12 protein-coding genes are annotated in these 18,877 nt (G+C 33.6%); 8 read left to right on the top strand and 4 right to left on the bottom strand.

Annotation, left to right across the window (positions count from 1 at the left end; genetic code table 11):
* Positions 1 to 2 precede the first annotated feature (2 nt).
* The 8 genes from R9X47_RS10870 to R9X47_RS10835 all read left to right on the top strand — a co-directional run bounded on the left by R9X47_RS10870 (position 3) and on the right by R9X47_RS10835 (position 13,875).
* Positions 3 to 410, top strand: a complete 408-nt coding sequence (locus tag R9X47_RS10870) for a GPW/gp25 family protein (RefSeq protein ID WP_432666837.1) — start codon at positions 3 to 5, stop codon at positions 408 to 410.
* An 18-nt stretch (positions 411 to 428) separates the two neighbouring features.
* Positions 429 to 3,404 (top strand): baseplate J/gp47 family protein, encoded by a 2,976-nt coding sequence (locus R9X47_RS10865; RefSeq protein WP_432666836.1) that lies wholly within the window; start codon positions 429 to 431, stop codon positions 3,402 to 3,404.
* A 24-nt stretch (positions 3,405 to 3,428) separates the two neighbouring features.
* A complete protein-coding gene (locus tag R9X47_RS10860; RefSeq protein ID WP_432666835.1) occupies positions 3,429 to 5,516 on the top strand; it encodes a baseplate J/gp47 family protein in 2,088 nt (695 codons plus the stop codon).
* Positions 5,517 to 5,558: 42 nt separating this feature from the next.
* Positions 5,559 to 7,580, top strand: a complete 2,022-nt coding sequence (locus tag R9X47_RS10855) for a phage tail protein (protein WP_432666834.1) — start codon at positions 5,559 to 5,561, stop codon at positions 7,578 to 7,580.
* Positions 7,581 to 7,647: 67 nt separating this feature from the next.
* Positions 7,648 to 9,513 carry a hypothetical protein gene (locus R9X47_RS10850; RefSeq protein ID WP_432666833.1) on the top strand — a complete coding sequence of 622 codons (1,866 nt, stop codon included), beginning with the start codon at positions 7,648 to 7,650 and terminating at the stop codon, positions 9,511 to 9,513.
* Positions 9,514 to 9,809: 296 nt separating this feature from the next.
* Entirely contained in the window at positions 9,810 to 11,228 is a 1,419-nt protein-coding gene (locus R9X47_RS10845) for a YfcC family protein (RefSeq protein ID WP_432666832.1), read from the top strand.
* A 92-nt stretch (positions 11,229 to 11,320) separates the two neighbouring features.
* A complete protein-coding gene (locus tag R9X47_RS10840; protein WP_432666831.1) occupies positions 11,321 to 12,694 on the top strand; it encodes an N-acyl-D-amino-acid deacylase family protein in 1,374 nt (457 codons plus the stop codon).
* A gap of 17 nt (positions 12,695 to 12,711) precedes the next feature.
* A complete protein-coding gene (locus R9X47_RS10835; protein ID WP_432666830.1) occupies positions 12,712 to 13,875 on the top strand; it encodes a M20 family metallopeptidase in 1,164 nt (387 codons plus the stop codon).
* Between the two features lie 239 nt (positions 13,876 to 14,114).
* On the opposite strand, the gene R9X47_RS10830 is transcribed toward R9X47_RS10835, so the two are convergent.
* The 4 genes from R9X47_RS10830 to R9X47_RS10815 all read right to left on the bottom strand — a co-directional run bounded on the left by R9X47_RS10830 (position 14,115) and on the right by R9X47_RS10815 (position 18,709).
* Complete coding sequence (locus tag R9X47_RS10830; protein WP_432666829.1) at positions 14,115 to 15,767, bottom strand: methionine synthase; 1,653 nt, start codon at positions 15,765 to 15,767, stop codon at positions 14,115 to 14,117.
* Positions 15,767 to 16,903, bottom strand: a complete 1,137-nt coding sequence (locus R9X47_RS10825; RefSeq protein ID WP_432666828.1) for an NAD/NADP octopine/nopaline dehydrogenase family protein — start codon at positions 16,901 to 16,903, stop codon at positions 15,767 to 15,769. The genes R9X47_RS10830 and R9X47_RS10825 overlap by 1 nt, the downstream gene beginning before the upstream one ends.
* Positions 16,904 to 17,639: 736 nt before the next feature.
* A complete protein-coding gene (locus R9X47_RS10820) occupies positions 17,640 to 18,020 on the bottom strand; it encodes a DUF4363 family protein (RefSeq protein WP_432666827.1) in 381 nt (126 codons plus the stop codon).
* Positions 18,017 to 18,709, bottom strand: coding sequence for a YetF domain-containing protein (locus R9X47_RS10815; protein WP_432666826.1), 693 nt, complete (start codon positions 18,707 to 18,709; stop codon positions 18,017 to 18,019). The genes R9X47_RS10820 and R9X47_RS10815 overlap by 4 nt, the downstream gene beginning before the upstream one ends.
* Positions 18,710 to 18,877: the final 168 nt, after the last annotated feature.

The following is an 18,877-nucleotide window of genomic DNA, read 5'->3' as shown; positions in this document are numbered from 1 at the left end:
AAATGGGAAAAGAATTCTTAGGGAGAGGCTGGAAATTTCCTATAAAGGTTGACCCTTCTACGGGAAGAATTATGACATCGGAATACGAAGACGATATTAAAGAGTCCATTGAGATAATACTGAATACCTCAAAGGGCGAGCGAATAATGAGAAGTGAATTTGGCTCGAATCTTAAAAGGTTTATCTTTGAGTCTACCGATGCAACAACGATGAATCTGCTAAAAAGAGAAATAGAGTATGCGATTTTTAACTGGGAACCTAGAGTAAAGGATGTAAGTGTAGAAATAAAGAAGGATGTAAAAGACCCGACTAGATTACTAATAGATATAAATTACGTAGTAAGAAAAACAAATAACTTATTTAATCTAGTTTATCCATTTTATATAAACGAAGGAACTAAAGTCGAATGATAGTAAGAAGGTGACAAAGTGAAGGCTCCAATCATAGATGATAGAAAATTTAATGACTTAATAGATGAAATGAAGGATATAGTTCCTTACTTTACACCGGAGTGGAAGTTTACACCCCATAACCCTGATGTAGGGACTGCTCTTTTTATGGTGGCGGCTCTACAGCTTGAAGAAACTATAGATTTATTTAATAGGTCTTTAGATAAAAATTTCGTGAGCTTTTTAAACTATTTAAATATAAATCTGAAGCCGCCAAAGCCGGCAAGACTACCTTTAGTTTTCAATTTGAGCGAGGGGGCTAAAAACTCGGTTTCCCTAAAAAAAGGAACTAAGGTGTTTGGTAGAGATGAGGAAAATGAAGAACTTGTTAGTTTTGAGACCGATGAATTAGTTGAAATTATGCCTGTAAAGCTTTTAAAGACCTTCTATACCTCTGGAGAAAAGGATAAAATTGTTGAAGTCGATGACCTTAGTGTAGAGACTCCGTACTTCGACTATTCTGTAAAGAGCCTACAAGAACATGCTATATACATTTCTTCTGAGTCGGCGTTGAATTGTAGGTGTCCTATGGAATTTGAATTAATATTTGACTATGCAATGTCAGACCCATCTATTGGTTTAGAGATGCTTGCAAATGAAGATTATGTATGTTGGATGTACTACACGGAAGATGGATGGAAAGAGTTTGATAGGATACATCTTAGCAAAAACAAAATAAAATTATTGAAGAATAATTATGATTCCATACTAAAAAATGAACTGGAAGATTCTAGATGGATTAAGGGTGTCATTAGGGAAGAAAGAATATCATACTTTAAAGACTTTTTCATAGAAGAACTTTATATCAAAGCAAACCTATATGGTTCTTCAAAAAAAAGTACTCCTAAAAAATTATACTTGAATGATAAACCCTTAGAAAAGGATGAATGCTATCCATTTGGAGAATTCTTTAATCATTATGACAGCTTTTATATATCATCCAGTGATATCTTATCTAAGAAAAATGCAGAGATTGAAATATCCTTTGATTTAGAACTAATACCTAATAAGCTTTCAAATAAGGATAAGAACATTAATTGGAAACCAATAATGAAAACCTCTGAAATAAACAGTCTTGAAGATCCAATCGTGTCAATACATACAGTGAGATGGTACTATTGGAACGGAATAGCCTGGGAGAAGATGGAGATAGATAGAAAATACGAGAGAATATTTTATCATTTAAATAAAAACGAGAATGTAACCGTTAGATTCGACTGTCCCGACGATATAGAACCCACCGAAATTAGCGGCGAAGTTAATTATCATATAAAGGTTGTTGTGGAGAGAGTAGAAAATTATTTTCAAACCGATGGAAAGTATATGACTCCAAAAATAAAAAATCTAAAGCTGAGCTTTGATTATAAGAAGAAGCTGCCGAGGATAGATAAATTCTTAGCATATAACAATATGGAAGGCGAAGATCTATATAATAGATTAAATGCAAATGGGATGCTCTTTTATCCCTTTAAAGATGTAGGATATGCTGGAAATGCTTTATATTTATTGTTTGATAAGCCTATTGAAAATGGCTGCCTTAATTTATTATTCTTATTGGACAAAATGAACAATTCATTTATATATAATAAAAAGATTACAGTTGAGTATTCAACAAAAAATAGAGTTAGGACCGAATGGGGAAATTTAAAGATACAAGATGAAACCATGGGATTAACCCAAGATGGTATATTAAATATTTCAGGTCTAAGGAAATTTGAAAAGTGTAAATTATTTGGACAAGAAGGTTATTGGATTAGAATTCTATTTGAGCCTGAAGATCATGCAATAAGGTACATTAAAGGAATATATATAAATGGTGTATGGGCAACTCAGCAATTATCTATAAGCGAATATATTGATTTAAGCGATGAAGTTAAAGAAACATATCTATCGAACAGCCCTATTATAGATATGGATCTATGGGTCAATGAATTAGAAAACCTTGGACAGAAAGAAATCGATGACATTTTAAAGAGTAAAGATATAGAGTTTAAAGAAACATACGATGAATTAGGTCTGTTAAAGGAATTGTGGATAAAATGGGAAAAGGTTGAGGGTTTTCATCATGTAGGCCCATTGGAAAGAGTATATAAAATAGATCAATTAACAGGAAAGCTAGAATTTGGTGATGATATAAGAGGAAAGTTACCTCCTTATGATTTGAAGAACGGCATACATGTAAGCTATAGGGTTGGTGGAGGAGCAATAGGAAATATGAAAGTAGGAAGTGTAAACCAGCTAGAAGAGCCCATAGCATTTATTGATAGTGTATCAAATCCAAGCAGAGGGTACGGAGGAGCTAATGCGGAGCTTTTAGGCGAGGCAATAAAAAGAGGAGTTAAAACAATAAGGCATAGAGATCGAGGAGTAACAGCAAGGGATATTGAGGATATCGTTAAGGAAGTCTCTAGCGATATATATACCGTAAAGTGTATAAAGAATGTTAACAATACTATGGCTGAGGAAAGAGGTTCTTTAAATGTTGTCGTGGTATTAAAGGACAAGGTTGAAAATGGAATGCCCTATGTCATTAAGAAGCAGATTGAAGAATACCTGTTTAGCAAAATTCCTTGTAATTTATTATGGAAGAACAAGGTGTATATATCGGATCCTGATATTCTGGTAATGAACCTAAAGATATCCGTAACAGCTAAGGCTGATTATGACAAGATTATAATTAAAGACGATATAAAAATGAATATAGAAAGATTTCTAAACTACAAAAGTGGAAACTACGGCTTTACTGGATGGAAAATAGGAGAGATACCAAGGGAATCTACATTTTATAGTTTTTTATCGGATATAGACGGTGTATTGAACATAGATAGTATTAACATTCATCTATATCTAGTAGATAAACTAAAAAAGCAGGACATATCAATGGAAACTGCAATGAAAAAGGAAAATATTATTATTTTGAGTGGAGATCATGAAATTGAAATTAATGCAATCTAGTTACTGATTTAAGAGGTGTATAATATGTTACCTTTAGAGAATTTAGATAAAAAGAACTTTAAAGAAATTTTAAAAGAATCGAGAAAAAATATACACAGGTTTTCTAGGGAATGGACCGACGAAAATTATCATGACCCTGGAATTACCTTTCTTGAAATGCTTTCTTGGCTTACTGAGATGCAAAGATACTATTTAAACGCAGTGACAGAAAAAAATCATTTAAAATTCTTGAAAATGCACGGAAAAACCTTAGAAGATCAAGGTATAGCAGAGACTTATATTACATTTGATAGCACACAAAATAAGACAATAGTGCCAAAGGGAATAAAGCTTTTAGCAGAAGACCAGGTCTTTGAAACCTTAAAGTCCATATCGATTACTTCTAACTCCATAGAGAGTGTCATAACTTCAATGGAGAATCAACAAATTGATAATACATACTCTAATCTAAATAAACATATATACTTCTATGGATTTGGAGAGAAGCTTAACAAAGGAAATAGACTATATATTGGCTTTAAGGATAGATTTCAAAGGGATGAAAATATTGAAATACTTTTTAATATGTTTACTGATTATCCTGTTAAGATAAATGGTCAAAATATATATGAATATGGAATAAAGGGTAAATGGTATACATTTACAACGTCGAACAAATGGGAAGAAATAGAATGCTTATCGAATACTACTGAACTTTTTACTAAGACAGGTATATTGTCATTGAAGATGAACAGAGATATGAAGGCCACTACCGTTGAGTATAACCAAGGATACTACCATTGGATTATGTTTGAGATCGAAGAATTTGAAGCCCATGTACCTCCTCGAATAGAATACATGAGGCTAAATACAGTTAGAGCATCTAATGTTCATAGTATGGCTAAAATAATAGAACTTGAGATTAGACATAAACTTGCTATAGTAGATCACTACTTAGCTTTACATGGAAGCTGCGTTCTTCAATATTGGAAGGGCGGATACTGGGTAGACCTAGAGGAGAAGGAGTATATCTTAGAAAGGAATTATGATAATAAAAAGATATGTATATACTTTAAAGGGCAATATGAGAGACTGAGAATGATAGCCTATCATGAACCCTTTAAACATGAAAGTATAATTGGTTCTAGTAATGGATTACCTAATCAATCCTTCAAATTAAGACTGGATAATATAGTCCCATCTTCCTTAGTATTACAGGTTGGACAAGTTAGAGATAATAAAATGATTTGGAAGGATTTTAAGTATATTGAAAATCTGGTATCATCGGGCCCCTATGATACACATTTTTCATGTAATTATGAAAAGGATACAATTTATTTTGGTGATGGAGAAAAAGGAATGATTCCCTTTAGCTGCTTTGAAAATATAAGAATAGTTTCTCTTGTAAAATCCAATAGGGAGCGGGGAAATGTAAAAGAAGGGGAGGTAAATAGGCTTCTTAATAAGATAGAGGACTATAGTGCCTTGAGCCTTGAAAATATTACACAAGCTAATGGTGGATCTTCTAAGATGACTTTAGAAGATGGAAAAGAAGTCGTTTTTAAAGACTTCAATGAAATACATAGAGCCGTTACAAAAAAGGATTATGAGATTTTAGTGAAGAGAATTCCAGGAGTTAGAATAGCCATGTCAAAGGCTATACCCTGTGGAGAAAATGCTGTGAATATAGTTGTAGTTCCCTATACGGAGACCTATAATCCTAAGCCAGATAGAAGGTTATTAGATATAGTGGAGAAATATCTTGATGACTATAGATTGATAACCACATGTGTGAAAGCTATAGAGCCAGAGTATGTTGAAATATCTGTAAAGTGTATTATTTCAACCCAAGATAGAAATAAATTTGACACTATAGGATTAAAAGAAAAAATTAAGAAATATTTATCCCCAATTTCATTAGAGCAAATTGATGATAAATATGAAATAGGTACTCCAATTTATAAAAATGAGATACTAAGTATCATTAGCGAATTCGATGCAACAAAGTATGTTAAGGAATTGTGGTTAGATGGAAAAGGGCAAGGTATTAAGAAAGATAGAAATGGAAATATCTTCTTAGCTGAAAATGGAATATATTATTGTGGTAAAGTAGAGATAGAATTAATTGATTAAAACGTAGACTAGGAGAGTGAAATTAAGGGGGAGGTGAAGAAGGTGTATAGAGAATCGGATTTCTTTTCAATAAATAAAAAAGCCGACTGGAAGGAAGGTATATCTAGGAATATATCTGTAGAAAATGATATAAGAATTAGAGAAGTCAAGAAGTATAGCATTGATTCTACCATAGATATACAAAGAAAGGGAGCTATATCTGAAATCTTAGCCTATTCCTGTGAAAAGCAAGGTATAGTTTATTTTATAGATGATAATGGTGTTTTATGGGAATATGATGCTTTAATTGATACATTAGATAGGGTATATCAGATAGATGAATTTAAAGATGTTATTGAGTTAGAAGTAACAGAAAATAAGATAATTGGATTGTTTAGAAACCAAGGTTATTATGTAAGAGTCTATTCATATAGGACGGGCCAGATATTAAGAGAAATGGAAATTCGCAATAATAAAAAAATCTTAGATTATTATATGACCAATGAAGGCAATATTCTAGTACTTGATGAGGATATTAATTTAACATGGATAAATATCATAGAAAATAAAATTAAGCACTTAAATTTGAATAAATACTGTAGCAATAATAATTATTATACTGAAACGAGATTTTCAGTAGTTGCCCATAAAGAAAACAGACTGTTTTTAGCAGACAAAATGGAGGGCCAGGTTCATGTACTCTCCCTTGAGGAAATAGAAGATAACAAATTATCGGAATCATTGATAAACGTGTTTAATGTAGATAAATTACTGAGTATTTTTATAGATAGAAAGGGCTGTCTATATATAAATTATGAAAAAGAAGGACAGGCCTATTTGGAAAAGACGAAAGATTATGTCAAACTAGAAGTAATGCCCTATTTAAGAATAGTGAGCAATCAAATGAAATTCGATGAGTCAGGTAAAATATTCATTAAAAGCAAAGATGAAATATTGTACATATATACAAGAAAAACGATGGTAAGCACTTTGAAGGGACTCAAAAACTATTCAGGAGTTTACTACTCTAAGGTATTTGACAGCCAAGAAGCGGAGATGAAGTGGCATAAGATTTTGATTGAGGCAGAGATTCCAAAGGATACCCAAATAAAAATTGATTACTATGCCTTTGATGACCCCATGGTATACTTGGGTGGAAAGAGCTTTGATGTTAGAAGCTTTATCAGCAGCAGTGACTTTGCATTTGAAGAGAAAGAGAAATATTTTGAGGGGTTATGGAGTAAGGAAATCGTAAATGCTAATGAAGCGCTGTTTCAAAGAGCACAGGGAAGATATATCATTTTAAGAATAGAACTTAGTGGCAGAGATTTTTATACCCCTAAGATTGATAGAATAAGAGTTTATTATAATCGTACTTCCTATTTGAGGTACTTGCCAGAAATCTATCAAGCAAATATAAATGAAGATGATTTCTTGGAAAGATATCTATCTATACTTGAATCCTTTTATATGGAAATAGAAGAAAAAATAGATTATGTATCGAATTATTTCGATATTGACAATAGCCCACCTAGATTTCTAAGATGGCTTTGTGAGTGGATAGGTATGGATACTTATCTGCCATGGGATGAAAAGAAATTAAGAAGATTAATAAAAAGATCCCATTATATCTATAAAAAAAGAGGAACTAAAAAGGCTATAGAAGAAGTGCTAAAAATATTCCTAGAGGTTGATCCTATTATAATAGAGAACTTTAAAGTTCATGACATGGACGAGAATAATGAACTAAAAAAACTGATTGTAAGATTATACGGAATTGACCCCTACAGCTATACTGTACTAATACAGCCTAAAAAAGATTTGACTCAAGAAGAAATACAATGGATTGATAGAATCTTAGAAAATGAATCTCCAGCCTATTGTAAATATAATTTTATAATATTAAAGCCTTGGATCTTCTTGGACAAGCATAACTATCTTGGAATTAATTCATGTATTTCAGGATATAGTAACTTAAAATTAGATGGAAAATCCATGCTGACCAATAATGCAGTAATAACCGATACAAGGGAAGATGAATTAGAAGGATATATAAGGTTAGATACAAAGAGTGATTATGATTAAATTAAATAAATATGCCGTTTTAAATTCTTTATGACTTTTTTAAATGAAAACTCAAGGGGGGAAAATAGTGAATAATTTTAAAATATACCCATATCAAAAAAATAAATATTTTTACGGTAAGCTGTTGACCGTTAGAGACTTTGAACTTGAACAAAGATACAATGACGAAAAAAGACATATGTTAAATAGACTTATGTATGGAAGTGGGATAGTTACTGGACTAAAGGTAGTTATGCTGGATGAGCAAACTATTTCCATAGAGCCTGGAATTGCAATAGATAACCTAGGAAGAGAAATAGTAGTTTCCTCTCCAATAACTCAAAAGCTATCCTTGATTGATGGCTTTGATAATGAGAGCTATTCGAAATCTCTTTATCTATGCTTAGATTACATGGAAAGCGGCAAGGAGAGGGTTCATGCAGTAGAGAAGGGCCTTGGGAACAATGAAAGTGTAAGCGAATATAATAGGATTCAGGAAGGATACAAAGTTTTAGTAAAGGAAGACGTAGAAAACAGTTTTCTTGAAAAAAATATAGATATCAGCTATAAAAGTATTATACTATATGAGGATGAAGATGTAGTTGTAAAAATGAAGCACCCATACTTTGTTAACCCAGGAGAAATGTTTGAAGTATATGTAGATATTGAAAAGAAGAAAAGTGAAGTAAAAGTAGGAACTGAGTTTAAGGTGACCTCAGAAGCTGCATTCTCGGTAGGCGAATCTAATAAGAAACTTACAAAGGTAGCATTTAAGGAGCCGTTGGGCGATAAACAAATGAACTATCAGATTAAATTCTTAATGACTGCCGAAAACAAAGTAGACGAAAATGCAGATATCTATATAAACAAAGAGAACTTTTCAATAAAGGTGGATAATGAAAAAAGAAGAATAGGTCACGATATTGTGTCTAGTTTTGCAATTATAAACGAAGACAAAAAAGATAGGATATTAAGGGAATATGCTAATTACTCTATTGAAGAAAGAGTACAAAGAGATAGCTTCGACTATATATACTTAGCTAAAATTGAAATAATTAATGTAGGAGCAACATATGTAATCAAAAGAGTTATTCCTGTACCATTTAATCAATATGTTTATAGTAACAGTCAGCTAAAAGACTTAGCAATCTCTTCAGCTAGTCATTCAGCCATGCAAATAAATACGAAGGTAGAAACCAATATAGTAGACTGTAACAAAGAACCGAATGTGAATGTGAATTATAATAATAAATCAAACCAATTAGATTTTAAGTTTGAGCTTCCTAAAAATCAATTAGTATTTGAAAATATTGTTACTGGCACAGTTGATTTTAATGTATCAGAGAACTTCATATTTGGTAAGAACTATATAACAGAAGAAATTTCCCACGGGTTAGGACTCGGATCTGTATTTGTCCATGCTGGAATAGAAGAAGGATATGATGATGGGTTAACGGAAGAAGAGCGAATTTACTATGGTGCATCGGAGGTTTTTTATAAAAGTGAATTTGGATCAGATGCAACAACCTATTCAGTAGGAGTTTTAGTTTATCCTAAGAAAGGTACTTTTAGAATAGGACTTAGACTTCAATCGGCTAAAAGGGGTAAAAAGATTCGTTTAAGATGGTGGGCATATAAGAATCTCTCTGCAGTTGATCAAGAAAAACAAGTTAAGGTAGCAATAACGCCTACTGAAATAGAGATAGGTAAGGGGCAGCAGTATCAGTTCTCAGGTATTGTATATGGTAATGAAGGTGACGATCTAAATTGGAGCGTTGAAGGAGAAAATAGTGGAGAAATAGATGAATATGGTCTATATAAAGCACCAGAAGTTGATGGGGTATATAAAATCAAGGCCACTAGTAAAAGTGATCCAACAAAATATGCCGTAGCCTATATAGCGGTAAAGGAAGAAAGCAAGTTAAAAAGTAAATTAGCAGAAATAAAAATATAAAAATAACAGAACAACCCGTTCGAAATAGGTTCCTCATTGGTTAGTGAGGGATCTTTTTTATGTTTGGTTAAAAAAACTAAATATTCAAAATATTTAAAAATATTTAAAAGGAATTTTCCTATAAAAAAAGAATACACTTCTTATATAAGTTCGCACCACAAGCATCATGAACAAATTTTTAGAATGGGGGATAGAAAATGGGACAGAATATGGGGCCATCTCATAAAAGTATCTTATGAGACACTCCACTGATATGTTAAAGAGGTTTAGAGAAAAAAATAAGGGGGGATTTTCACATGACAAGTAATGCTAAAGGTAGTGAAAAGAAAAGAATTAAGGTACCACATACCTACGTAATTCTATTTAGTGTAATTTTGATAATGGCAATACTAACGTATATCATTCCTGCTGGTGAATATGACAGAGTTAAGGATGATGTTACGAATAAAACTGTAGTAGTTCCTACGTCATTCCATGCCGTTGAACAAAATCCAATTAAATTCTTTGACCTATTTCAATCCATTCCAAAGGGGATGAAGGATGCTTCAAGTATAATCTTCTTCATATTTATAGTAGGTGGAGCATTCCAGATGATAACTGCAACGGGAGCAATTGAGGCAGGTATTGGAAAACTAGCAAAGGTGTCACAGGGGAGCGAAAAAATTCTTATCCCAATATTTATTATAGTGTTTTCCATAGCTGGAGGGACCTTTGGAATGGCAGAGGAAACAATAGTTTTTGTTCCTATAGGTATAGCCCTCGCAAGAGCCCTTGGATATGATGCCATGACAGGAACTGCTATGATCACACTAGGTGCAGCCTGCGGATTTACATCAGGATTTATGAACCCCTTTACAGTAGGAGTAGCTCAGAAGATTTCAGAGTTACCACTGTTTTCAGGGATATGGATTAGAATAGCATTTTTAGTAATATTCCTAATTATTACTATCATATACACAATGAGATATGCAGAAAGAGTTAAAAAGGATCCATCTCTTAGTATTGTTAGAGAGCTTGAAATTCAGGAAAAGGATAAGATTATAGATCTATCAAATCTACCGGAACTTAAGCCATATCATAACTTAGTTCTTGCAACGGTTATAATTGGATTTGCATTCATAATCTGGGGTGTATTTAAGAAGGGATGGTATATTAACGAAATAGGTTCAGCCTTCCTAGCTATGGGTATCATAGGTGGATTTTTAGGGAAACTCGGGCCTAGTAGAATGGCCGAGGAATTTGTTATCGGTGCAAAGTCTATAGTTTTTGGAGCTCTAGTTGTTGGGGTAGCAAGGGGTATATTAGTCGTTATGAAGGATGGAATGATTTTAGACACAATCGTATATGGCCTTGCAAGTGCAATTCAAGCCCTGCCAAAGAGTATTTCAGTTATTGGTATGTATATTACACAGGTTATAATAAACTTCTTCATTCCATCGGGCTCAGGGCAAGCAGCAGCCACGATGCCTATAATGAAGCCACTAGCCGATATTCTAGGTATTACTAGACAAACTGCAGTAGTTGCATATCAATTTGGTGACGGTTTTACAAATTCGATAATACCTACATCAGCTACCTTGATGGCAGTATTATCTGTAGCTAAAATACCTTACGAAAAATGGTTTAAATTCCTATGGCCTTTGATGCTGATTTGGTTAGGCGTAGGAGCAGTATTAGTAGTAATAGTAAATGCTATGAATTTTGGACCATTTTAGGTTACTAGAAAAGCTATCAGTTTGAAGGGGCTGTCTTATAAAGGAATCTTATGAGCACGGCCCCATACTTATATATTTAAGGGTGATTATTGATGTATAGCTTAAAAATCATTAACGGCAAGATTTTCGATTTTGAATCAGATTCTGAAAAAATATGTGATATAGGAATAAAGGATGGAAAAATAACATGTGTCGGTAATTGTAGTGGTCCAGCAGAGATTGAGATAGATGTAGAGGGAAAGGTAGTCTCGCCGGGATTTATTGATATACATATGCATGAAGAATTAATTAGTGACACCTCCGATGGAGATGATTATGATATAGCGAATAAGATGCTATTGATGGGTGTGACTACATGTGTCGGAGGAAATTGCGGAAACAATAGACAAAGTATAGCTAGGTTCATGGGGTTTGTTGACAAGAATGGTGCCCCAGTAAACTATCTTACATTTATAGGTCATAACTATCTACGGAATATGGTTGGTATCGATGATAGATATAGAGGTGCAACAGAGAGAGAAATCTCGAAAATGCAAAGACAGATTTCTTCTGAAATAAAAAATGGTGCCATAGGGATTTCCTTTGGATTAGAGTATTCACCGGGGATTGAGTATGAAGAGGTTATTAAGCTCTGTAAGCATATAGAAGATAGAAATATAATGTTATCTGCCCACTATAGAAAAGATGCAAAGTATGGTATAGACTCAATTAGGGAGATGATAAATATATCGAGGGAAACTAAACTGCCAATGCAGATTTCTCACCTAGGAAGTTGTACTGCCTATGGAATGATGAAGGAATCTCTAGAGGTAATAGAGAATGCTATAGATAACGGTATTGATGTGGCTGCCGATTGTTATCCCTACGATGCCTTTAGTACTTATATAGGCACATCGGTTTTTGATGAAGGATGTTTTAAACTTTGGAACAAATCCTTTGATAGTGTTATACTTACAGAAGAACCCTATAGGGGTGTTCGTTGTGATGAAAAAATTTTTTATAAGGTTCGAAAGGAATATCCTGATATGTTGGTTGTTGCCTTTGTAATGAATGAAGAAGAAGTAATTGAGGCCATAAAGTCTCCCTTTGTTATGGTAGCAAGCGATGGAGTTTATCGTAGAGGGCAAGGTCATCCTAGAGGAGCTGGAACCTTTCCTAGAGTATTAGGTAAATACGTTAGAGAGATGAAAACCCTCACATTGATTGAGGCTTTAAAAAAAATGACTGTAGTGCCAGCTAAACGTCTAGGATTTACTAGTAAAGGAGATATAAAGGAAGGCTATGATGCTGATATAGTTATTTTTGATCCAGAGAGAATAATTGACATGGCAGACTTTGAAAATCCTACGATAAAGCCAAAGGGTATATCCTATGTGATAATTGACGGAAAAATAGCAGTAAGAGATAATGAAATAGAAAGAAGCAGATTGGGTAGAATAATTAGAAGAAATGAGCTTAGTTCATAGGCAGAGGAGGATTACAGATGATCAATGAAGTAAACAGACATACAGCTGATGTAAAGGATGAATTGATTAAACTTAGCGAATACATATTTGATAATCCAGAATTGGGAAATGAAGAGGTTAAAGCTTGTAAGGCACATGTAGAGCTTTTGAAGAAACACGGCTTTGAGGTAAAAGAAGAATATCTTGGGATTAAAACAGCTTTTAAAGCAGTGTTTGATAGCGGAAAAGATGGTGCCAATATATGCTTTCTAGCTGAATATGATGCACTTCCTGGAATAGGCCATGGGTGTGGTCACAATATACTAGGTACAACCAGCACCGGAGCAGGTATTGTATTAAGTAAGCTGATAAAAGATCTTAAGGGAAAAGTAATGGTTATTGGTACACCAGCTGAAGAAACTAACGGAGCAAAGGTGGAGATGACAGATAAGGGAGCCTTTGATGGTATGGATGTAGCTATGGCAGTTCATCCGGCAGATGGACATTATAAGAGTGGGTCTTCTCTAGCTATGGAAGCTATTCAATTTACCTTTAAGGGACAATCAGCCCATGCTGCAGCATCTCCTGAGAAGGGGATAAATGCCCTTGATGCAGCAATTAACACCTTTGTAAACATTAATGCACTGAGAGAGCATATAAAATCTAGTGCAAGGGTACATGGAATAATTAAAGAAGGTGGAAAAGCAGCAAACATAGTACCGGATTTAGCTATAGCACAGTTTTATGTAAGAGCAGAAACGAAAACCTATTTGAAGGAGCTTGTAGCCAAAGTAAAGAACTGTGCCAAGGGAGCAGCCCTTGCTGCTGGAGCAGAGCTCGAGATAACTAATTATGAAGAATCCTATGATAACTTAGTTACTAATCAGAAGCTGCTAGAGGTTTACTGTAGAAGATTAATGGATATGAATGTTGATGAAATACATGAAGCAAAACAAAGCTATGGTTCATTAGATATGGGTAATGTAAGCCATGTAATTCCAACTATTCACCCTTATTTTGAAATATGTGATGAAGAGATCGCTGGTCATACTAAAGAGTTTGCAGAAGCAACAAAAACAGAAAGGGCATATAATTCAATGGAACAGACCATTGGAGCTTTAGTGCTTACAGCCATAGATATTTTGCAAGATGATAATCTTTTAGCGGAGATATGGAAGGAATTTAAAGAGACAGAGAAATAGGGTGTCTCAGAATGACGAATTTCTGCGTTATTTGAAATTTCACCGACTTGGCACGTACGTCAGTACTAGCCAAACCGTTGAAATTTCAAAACCTTGAACTTCATTCATTCTGAAACACCCTAGGGCTGGACTCATAAAATGGCTTTTATGAGACAGCCCCTGCTTATAGATAGAATCTGATAAAAATTTAAAACTTAGAAATTGCAACTAAAAAAGGGCTGATGCCCTTTCTTAGATTGCTATGCTGTTGCAATATTATTGCTATCTACATCAAGTAACTCAGATAACCTTTCATCTTCAGATATAGCTCTACCTAATTTTTTAGAGTAAGCTAAGCACTTTCCATCTATAATTCTAGTCTCCAATGTACCCTTAGCACTTGGATTACCTCTAAGATGAGGTGCGTCTATAATTCCTCTTTTAATTGCATCCGCCAAAACAGCTGGGTCAGACCATGAATCATGGCTTTCAGGATATAAATTTTTAAGAGTATTTAATAGAACTCTAGCTTCACTAATAAGTTCATTTTTTCTATCTATTACTGACTTGTCTTGTGTCATATCAGCCATACCATGAAGGGTAGAACGGATAACACCTCTAACTATTTTACAGCTTTCAATTACATCTTCGGGTTTAGCAGCATGATCCGCCTCAGAGAAACCTACTACATGAATTATATGAGGTTTAACACTCATAGCGAGATAGGTGGAAGCAGCCAATTGTCCCTTAGCAACATCCAAGTCAGCACTTAAACTAGCAAGTCCTGCTCTTACCTGTCTTAAGACCTTAAAACCTTCATCCTCCAATGACTCTATCAATTCAATCTTTGCAAGCATTTTAGCAAGATCCATCTTATGATGCATAGAAGGTGGAACATTAAACATATATTGAGAAATATAATGTTTTACACCCATTTTTTTAGCATTGTAAGCTGCTAAAAACGCCATGGCCACACCAATAGTATCGTGGGCATCTCTTAGGCTCCAATGATGAGATTCGTTGACCTCTATAGGAATATTTCTATCACCATGCCATTTCATAAGACGTTGCCCTTCGCTTATGGAATCGAAAACCTCTCTAGTTCCTCTTCCATCCAGAACATTGTACCAGCATAGAGGAACAGCACACCAAGCATTATTTATTGTGCCTTTGAGAAGGTCTGCAAATTTAAACACTTCTGCAGTTCCACTATAACATCTTAAAAGAGGATAATTACCTCTTCTTGAGCACTCATAAAGGGTCTTAAAATCTTCTATGGTTCTAAGTGGTACACCGCCAGCACCATCAAGGTCATGGTTCATCCTTTCCGGAGTAAAGAAATTTTCTTGAGCATTTTGGTCAGGGCCTACCGAGATTATGTCCAAGACCTTAGATTCAGCTATTTTCTTTATACCATCAAAGGTTTCTTCTAAGGATGGCAAACCAAAGTGGTGTCTTAGTACTGGATACGGATGCTTACTATTAATCCTATCAATTAAATTTTGTGGATAGGAAGCCGTAATCTCTCTTAAATTATTTCCCTTTATATATTGAATAGTATCATCTAGATCTTCAGTGCCATCAAATATTTTAGAAAAGAATGAATATCTTTTTGCTATATTGGCTACGGGTTTTGTCCCGCCAAACAGCCAAGTGATATTATTTAGATTCTTAGATTTAATTTCCTCCTGAAGCTCATCTAACAAAGGAATTACTGATTCAGGGGTCAACCTGAATCCTACAGAAACCACATCTGGTTTTATTTTAAGTATTGTATCTACTAATCTCTTTATGCTTACAGCTGCACCTAGGAACTCGGTTTTATGACCTTCATCCTCAGCTAGTCTTAAAAAGTTTACAACTCCTCCTACATGAACACAGTTTCCAATAGCAGCTCCTAGAAACATTTTCATTATGCAACAACTCCTTCGTTTGAATTACGGATTTTACCATTAATTACGTAGTTTTTTATTTCTTCTACTGTAGATAATCTATCGAGACCCATATCAGTTATCTTTCTACCGTATTTATAATAATCAGTATTATGAACAATTGACGTAAGCTGAATAATAGAACCTATCGTAGGAGTATTAATACCTAAATGCCTACCCATATCGGCAATAGGAACTAAACTTTGCGGTACATCTTCATAAATATATCTGGTATTAATATTTGCTGGAGCCATGATTCCATGATAACCCTTTGTATTGTTTAAAGCATCACATAGGGTTTCGCCAGTGGCACCATAGGTATATTGAAGCCAATCCCTTAATGAAATAGTACTTACCTTTAGTCGTTTGGCTATAAGCAATCGCTCACTATCAGCTTGCTCTATAACCTTTGCAATAGACGGAGTAACGCCATCAATGTAATATTGGAAGTTTCCAAAGGTATTTTCAATCCTTCCACAATTTAATAGAGTGGGTATAGGATGAAGCATTGCCCCGATATTATTGAAGCTAGTTTCCAATACACTTTTGGACGCTGTAAATTCAGGGAATGAATCATTGATAACACTAAGAAATTCACTTGTCCTTATGGCAGGCAGCGCAGATACTCTGACTTCGTTTTTCTTTCCAAAGATCTTTACTTGACCATTGGATATAGTTCGACAAGCATACAATAGAGTTTGAGCTTCAACGATGCAAACGTCCTTTATTGGATTATGCTTTGCTATAATGTTTTTGAACTCCAAGGCTCCACCAGTTCTTCCTGGATTAAGGACTATATATTGATCAGCCGTTACTATAGGAGCAATTTTGTTTGCGATAAATTTATGAGCACTAGCAGGTAGAACAACCATAATGACATCAACATTTTTGATTGCTCTTTCAATATTGTTAGTAACTATGTTCAAGAAACCACGACCATTATATACGCCCATAAGGTCAATATATCCGCTTTGCTTGATTTCCATTATTCGTTCAAGGCTGCGATTATACAAATTAACCTTATATCCATTCAAAGCCAAATATCCTGCGACGGCTTGACCACCATTTCCCGCACCGATAATAGCGAAGCTTAGTTTTTTTCTAAGATTCTTTTTCAATTAGATACCCCCTTGTTTATTTGTTTTTCTATAATGTTGGATACTCGTAAGAGCTAACCATATACTAAGCCTATGGAAATATAAATTTAGTTATAAAGCATTGATAGGATTCGTCAGATAAATATATTAGAGGAAAATAGGAAGTAAAACTATGATGTTTCCTCTAGAATATAGAGTTCATTGAGCATCACGTGAACATCTATAGATAATTAGCAAAGATTAAAGTGAAAAATTTGACACAATAATAAACAACTGTACATTATTTGTCGAAAATTAGCGCAGTTTAGAGTGTGCTATTTCTATAACATATTTAAAAACACTAAGATTAAAGGGTACTATTATGTAGGTAAATTACAATATAGTATGTAATAAAGGGTATAGGAAAATAACCCACTAAAATAGTTACCTTTAGTGAATAAGTATTAATTACTTAAATTAAGAATTTAAGTCTTAAAAATATAAGAAAAGTTATAGATAAAAAAGATTTAATTATAATTGAAGAAGTTACAAGAATGGTAACAGAGGTTATTTCTTAGATAGGTTTAGGGTTCTCTGTGGAAAGGAGACTTTCCTAAATAGGGTAACCTCTTCATCGAGTCTTGCAACGCTTTTTTTGTAAAAATGTAAATGGGTATAATGTCCCAAAACAATTATATCATAAAAAATGATATATGTAAATAATTAGTAAAAAAAATTTTACGGGTCAAAAACGCTTATATGCTACATTTCGACAAATTCAAAAAATATTTTTGAGTGACAGAGATTCCTTCTCTTTTATATGATTAAGAAGAAATTTTAATGCAGCTGTTTCCCCAAGTGTCAAGGCTTTATCCTTTATATATATATATTTCTTTAGCTTTTCTAGGCTAAGATTTACTTTTTCGATCTCCTCATGATTAACAGATATCAATAGGACTTTCTGCTTATTAATCCATTTATCATTTATAATAGTATAAATAGATTGAGTAGAAGCCCAGTTATCACTATATATCGTTTTATCCATATCATTTAGTAGAGAATTAAACTCATCTGTAGATTGAGAAATAAAGTTATATAGAAACATCCAAGTAGTTATAAGTAATATTACAACAAATGTAGAAATAAAAAGGGATTTCATTTCTTCTTCTCCTTTTTAGCGGTTTTTAAGTGAATACTAAGGTTCTTGCTTCGGTCAATTGATCCATAGAATACATTATTAATATCATCAACTCCTCTTTTTTTCAGTTCTTTATATAGCCAATTAAAATCTATAGGAGATTTTTTGAGATTTTCATGGTTTATCTTACCATCTATTATTAAGCTGATAGGTAGGTCTTCCTGAGTGACATTAATATTCAGATCCGAAGGGGTTAGAGGCCTTTTAGAGGCTTTAGGAATAACACTTAGATCTCCATTGGTTTCAAGAATCGCGAATTCTACATCGTCGATGCTGGCAAAATCCTTTATTCTTAACTGTTCAATTAGATCGTTTAGGTTAATCCTTAACTCTTTAAGTTTACTTTCCATAATACGACCATTTTTTATTAAAATACTAGGCCTTCCACAGATTATTGCTCTAGCCTTCTCACTTTTTAGAGTGATATGGGATATTATGATCTGTAAAAAAACTAAAGTAGATATAGCTATTATACCGTTGATAAAAGGCATTTCTGATGTTTCCATGGACAGAGACGCTAATTCTGATACCATTATTATGACAACTAGATCATAGGGTTGAAGTTCAGCAAGTTCAGCCTTACCCATTATTCTGATAGCTGAGACTACCAATATATAAAGAATTATAGTTCTGATAAAAATAGTTATCACAAGACCACCTCGATTTTAATAAACACTTTCTATATAAAAGTTCAAAGTCTATAATATGTAGTTTTCTCATAAACAACAAAAAAAATCATACTTTTTCATAATGTTAATGAATTTATCAAAATCAGGAGAGGTATAATTGGCTATATATTTTAGCAAAAATAACCATTT

The organism is Wukongibacter baidiensis, from assembly GCF_050888315.1.
Classification (GTDB): Bacteria; Bacillota; Clostridia; order Peptostreptococcales; family Caminicellaceae; genus Wukongibacter; species Wukongibacter baidiensis.
The sequence above is the reverse complement of the archived record's forward strand: the minus strand, read 5'-3'. Positions and strand labels throughout refer to the sequence as shown.

What these genes read in the sequence shown, in the direction of transcription:
- R9X47_RS10870 (WP_432666837.1), top strand. Translation starts at nt 3, where the DNA reads ATGGGAAAAGAATTCTTAGGGAGAGGCTGGAAATTTCCTATAAAGGTT.
- R9X47_RS10840 (WP_432666831.1), top strand. Translation starts at nt 11,321, where the DNA reads ATGTATAGCTTAAAAATCATTAACGGCAAGATTTTCGATTTTGAATCA.
- R9X47_RS10835 (WP_432666830.1), top strand. Translation starts at nt 12,712, where the DNA reads ATGATCAATGAAGTAAACAGACATACAGCTGATGTAAAGGATGAATTG.
- R9X47_RS10830 (WP_432666829.1), bottom strand. Translation starts at nt 15,767, where the DNA reads ATGAAAATGTTTCTAGGAGCTGCTATTGGAAACTGTGTTCATGTAGGA.
- R9X47_RS10860 (WP_432666835.1), top strand. Translation starts at nt 3,429, where the DNA reads ATGTTACCTTTAGAGAATTTAGATAAAAAGAACTTTAAAGAAATTTTA.
- R9X47_RS10820 (WP_432666827.1), bottom strand. Translation starts at nt 18,020, where the DNA reads ATGAAATCCCTTTTTATTTCTACATTTGTTGTAATATTACTTATAACT.
- R9X47_RS10845 (WP_432666832.1), top strand. Translation starts at nt 9,810, where the DNA reads ATGACAAGTAATGCTAAAGGTAGTGAAAAGAAAAGAATTAAGGTACCA.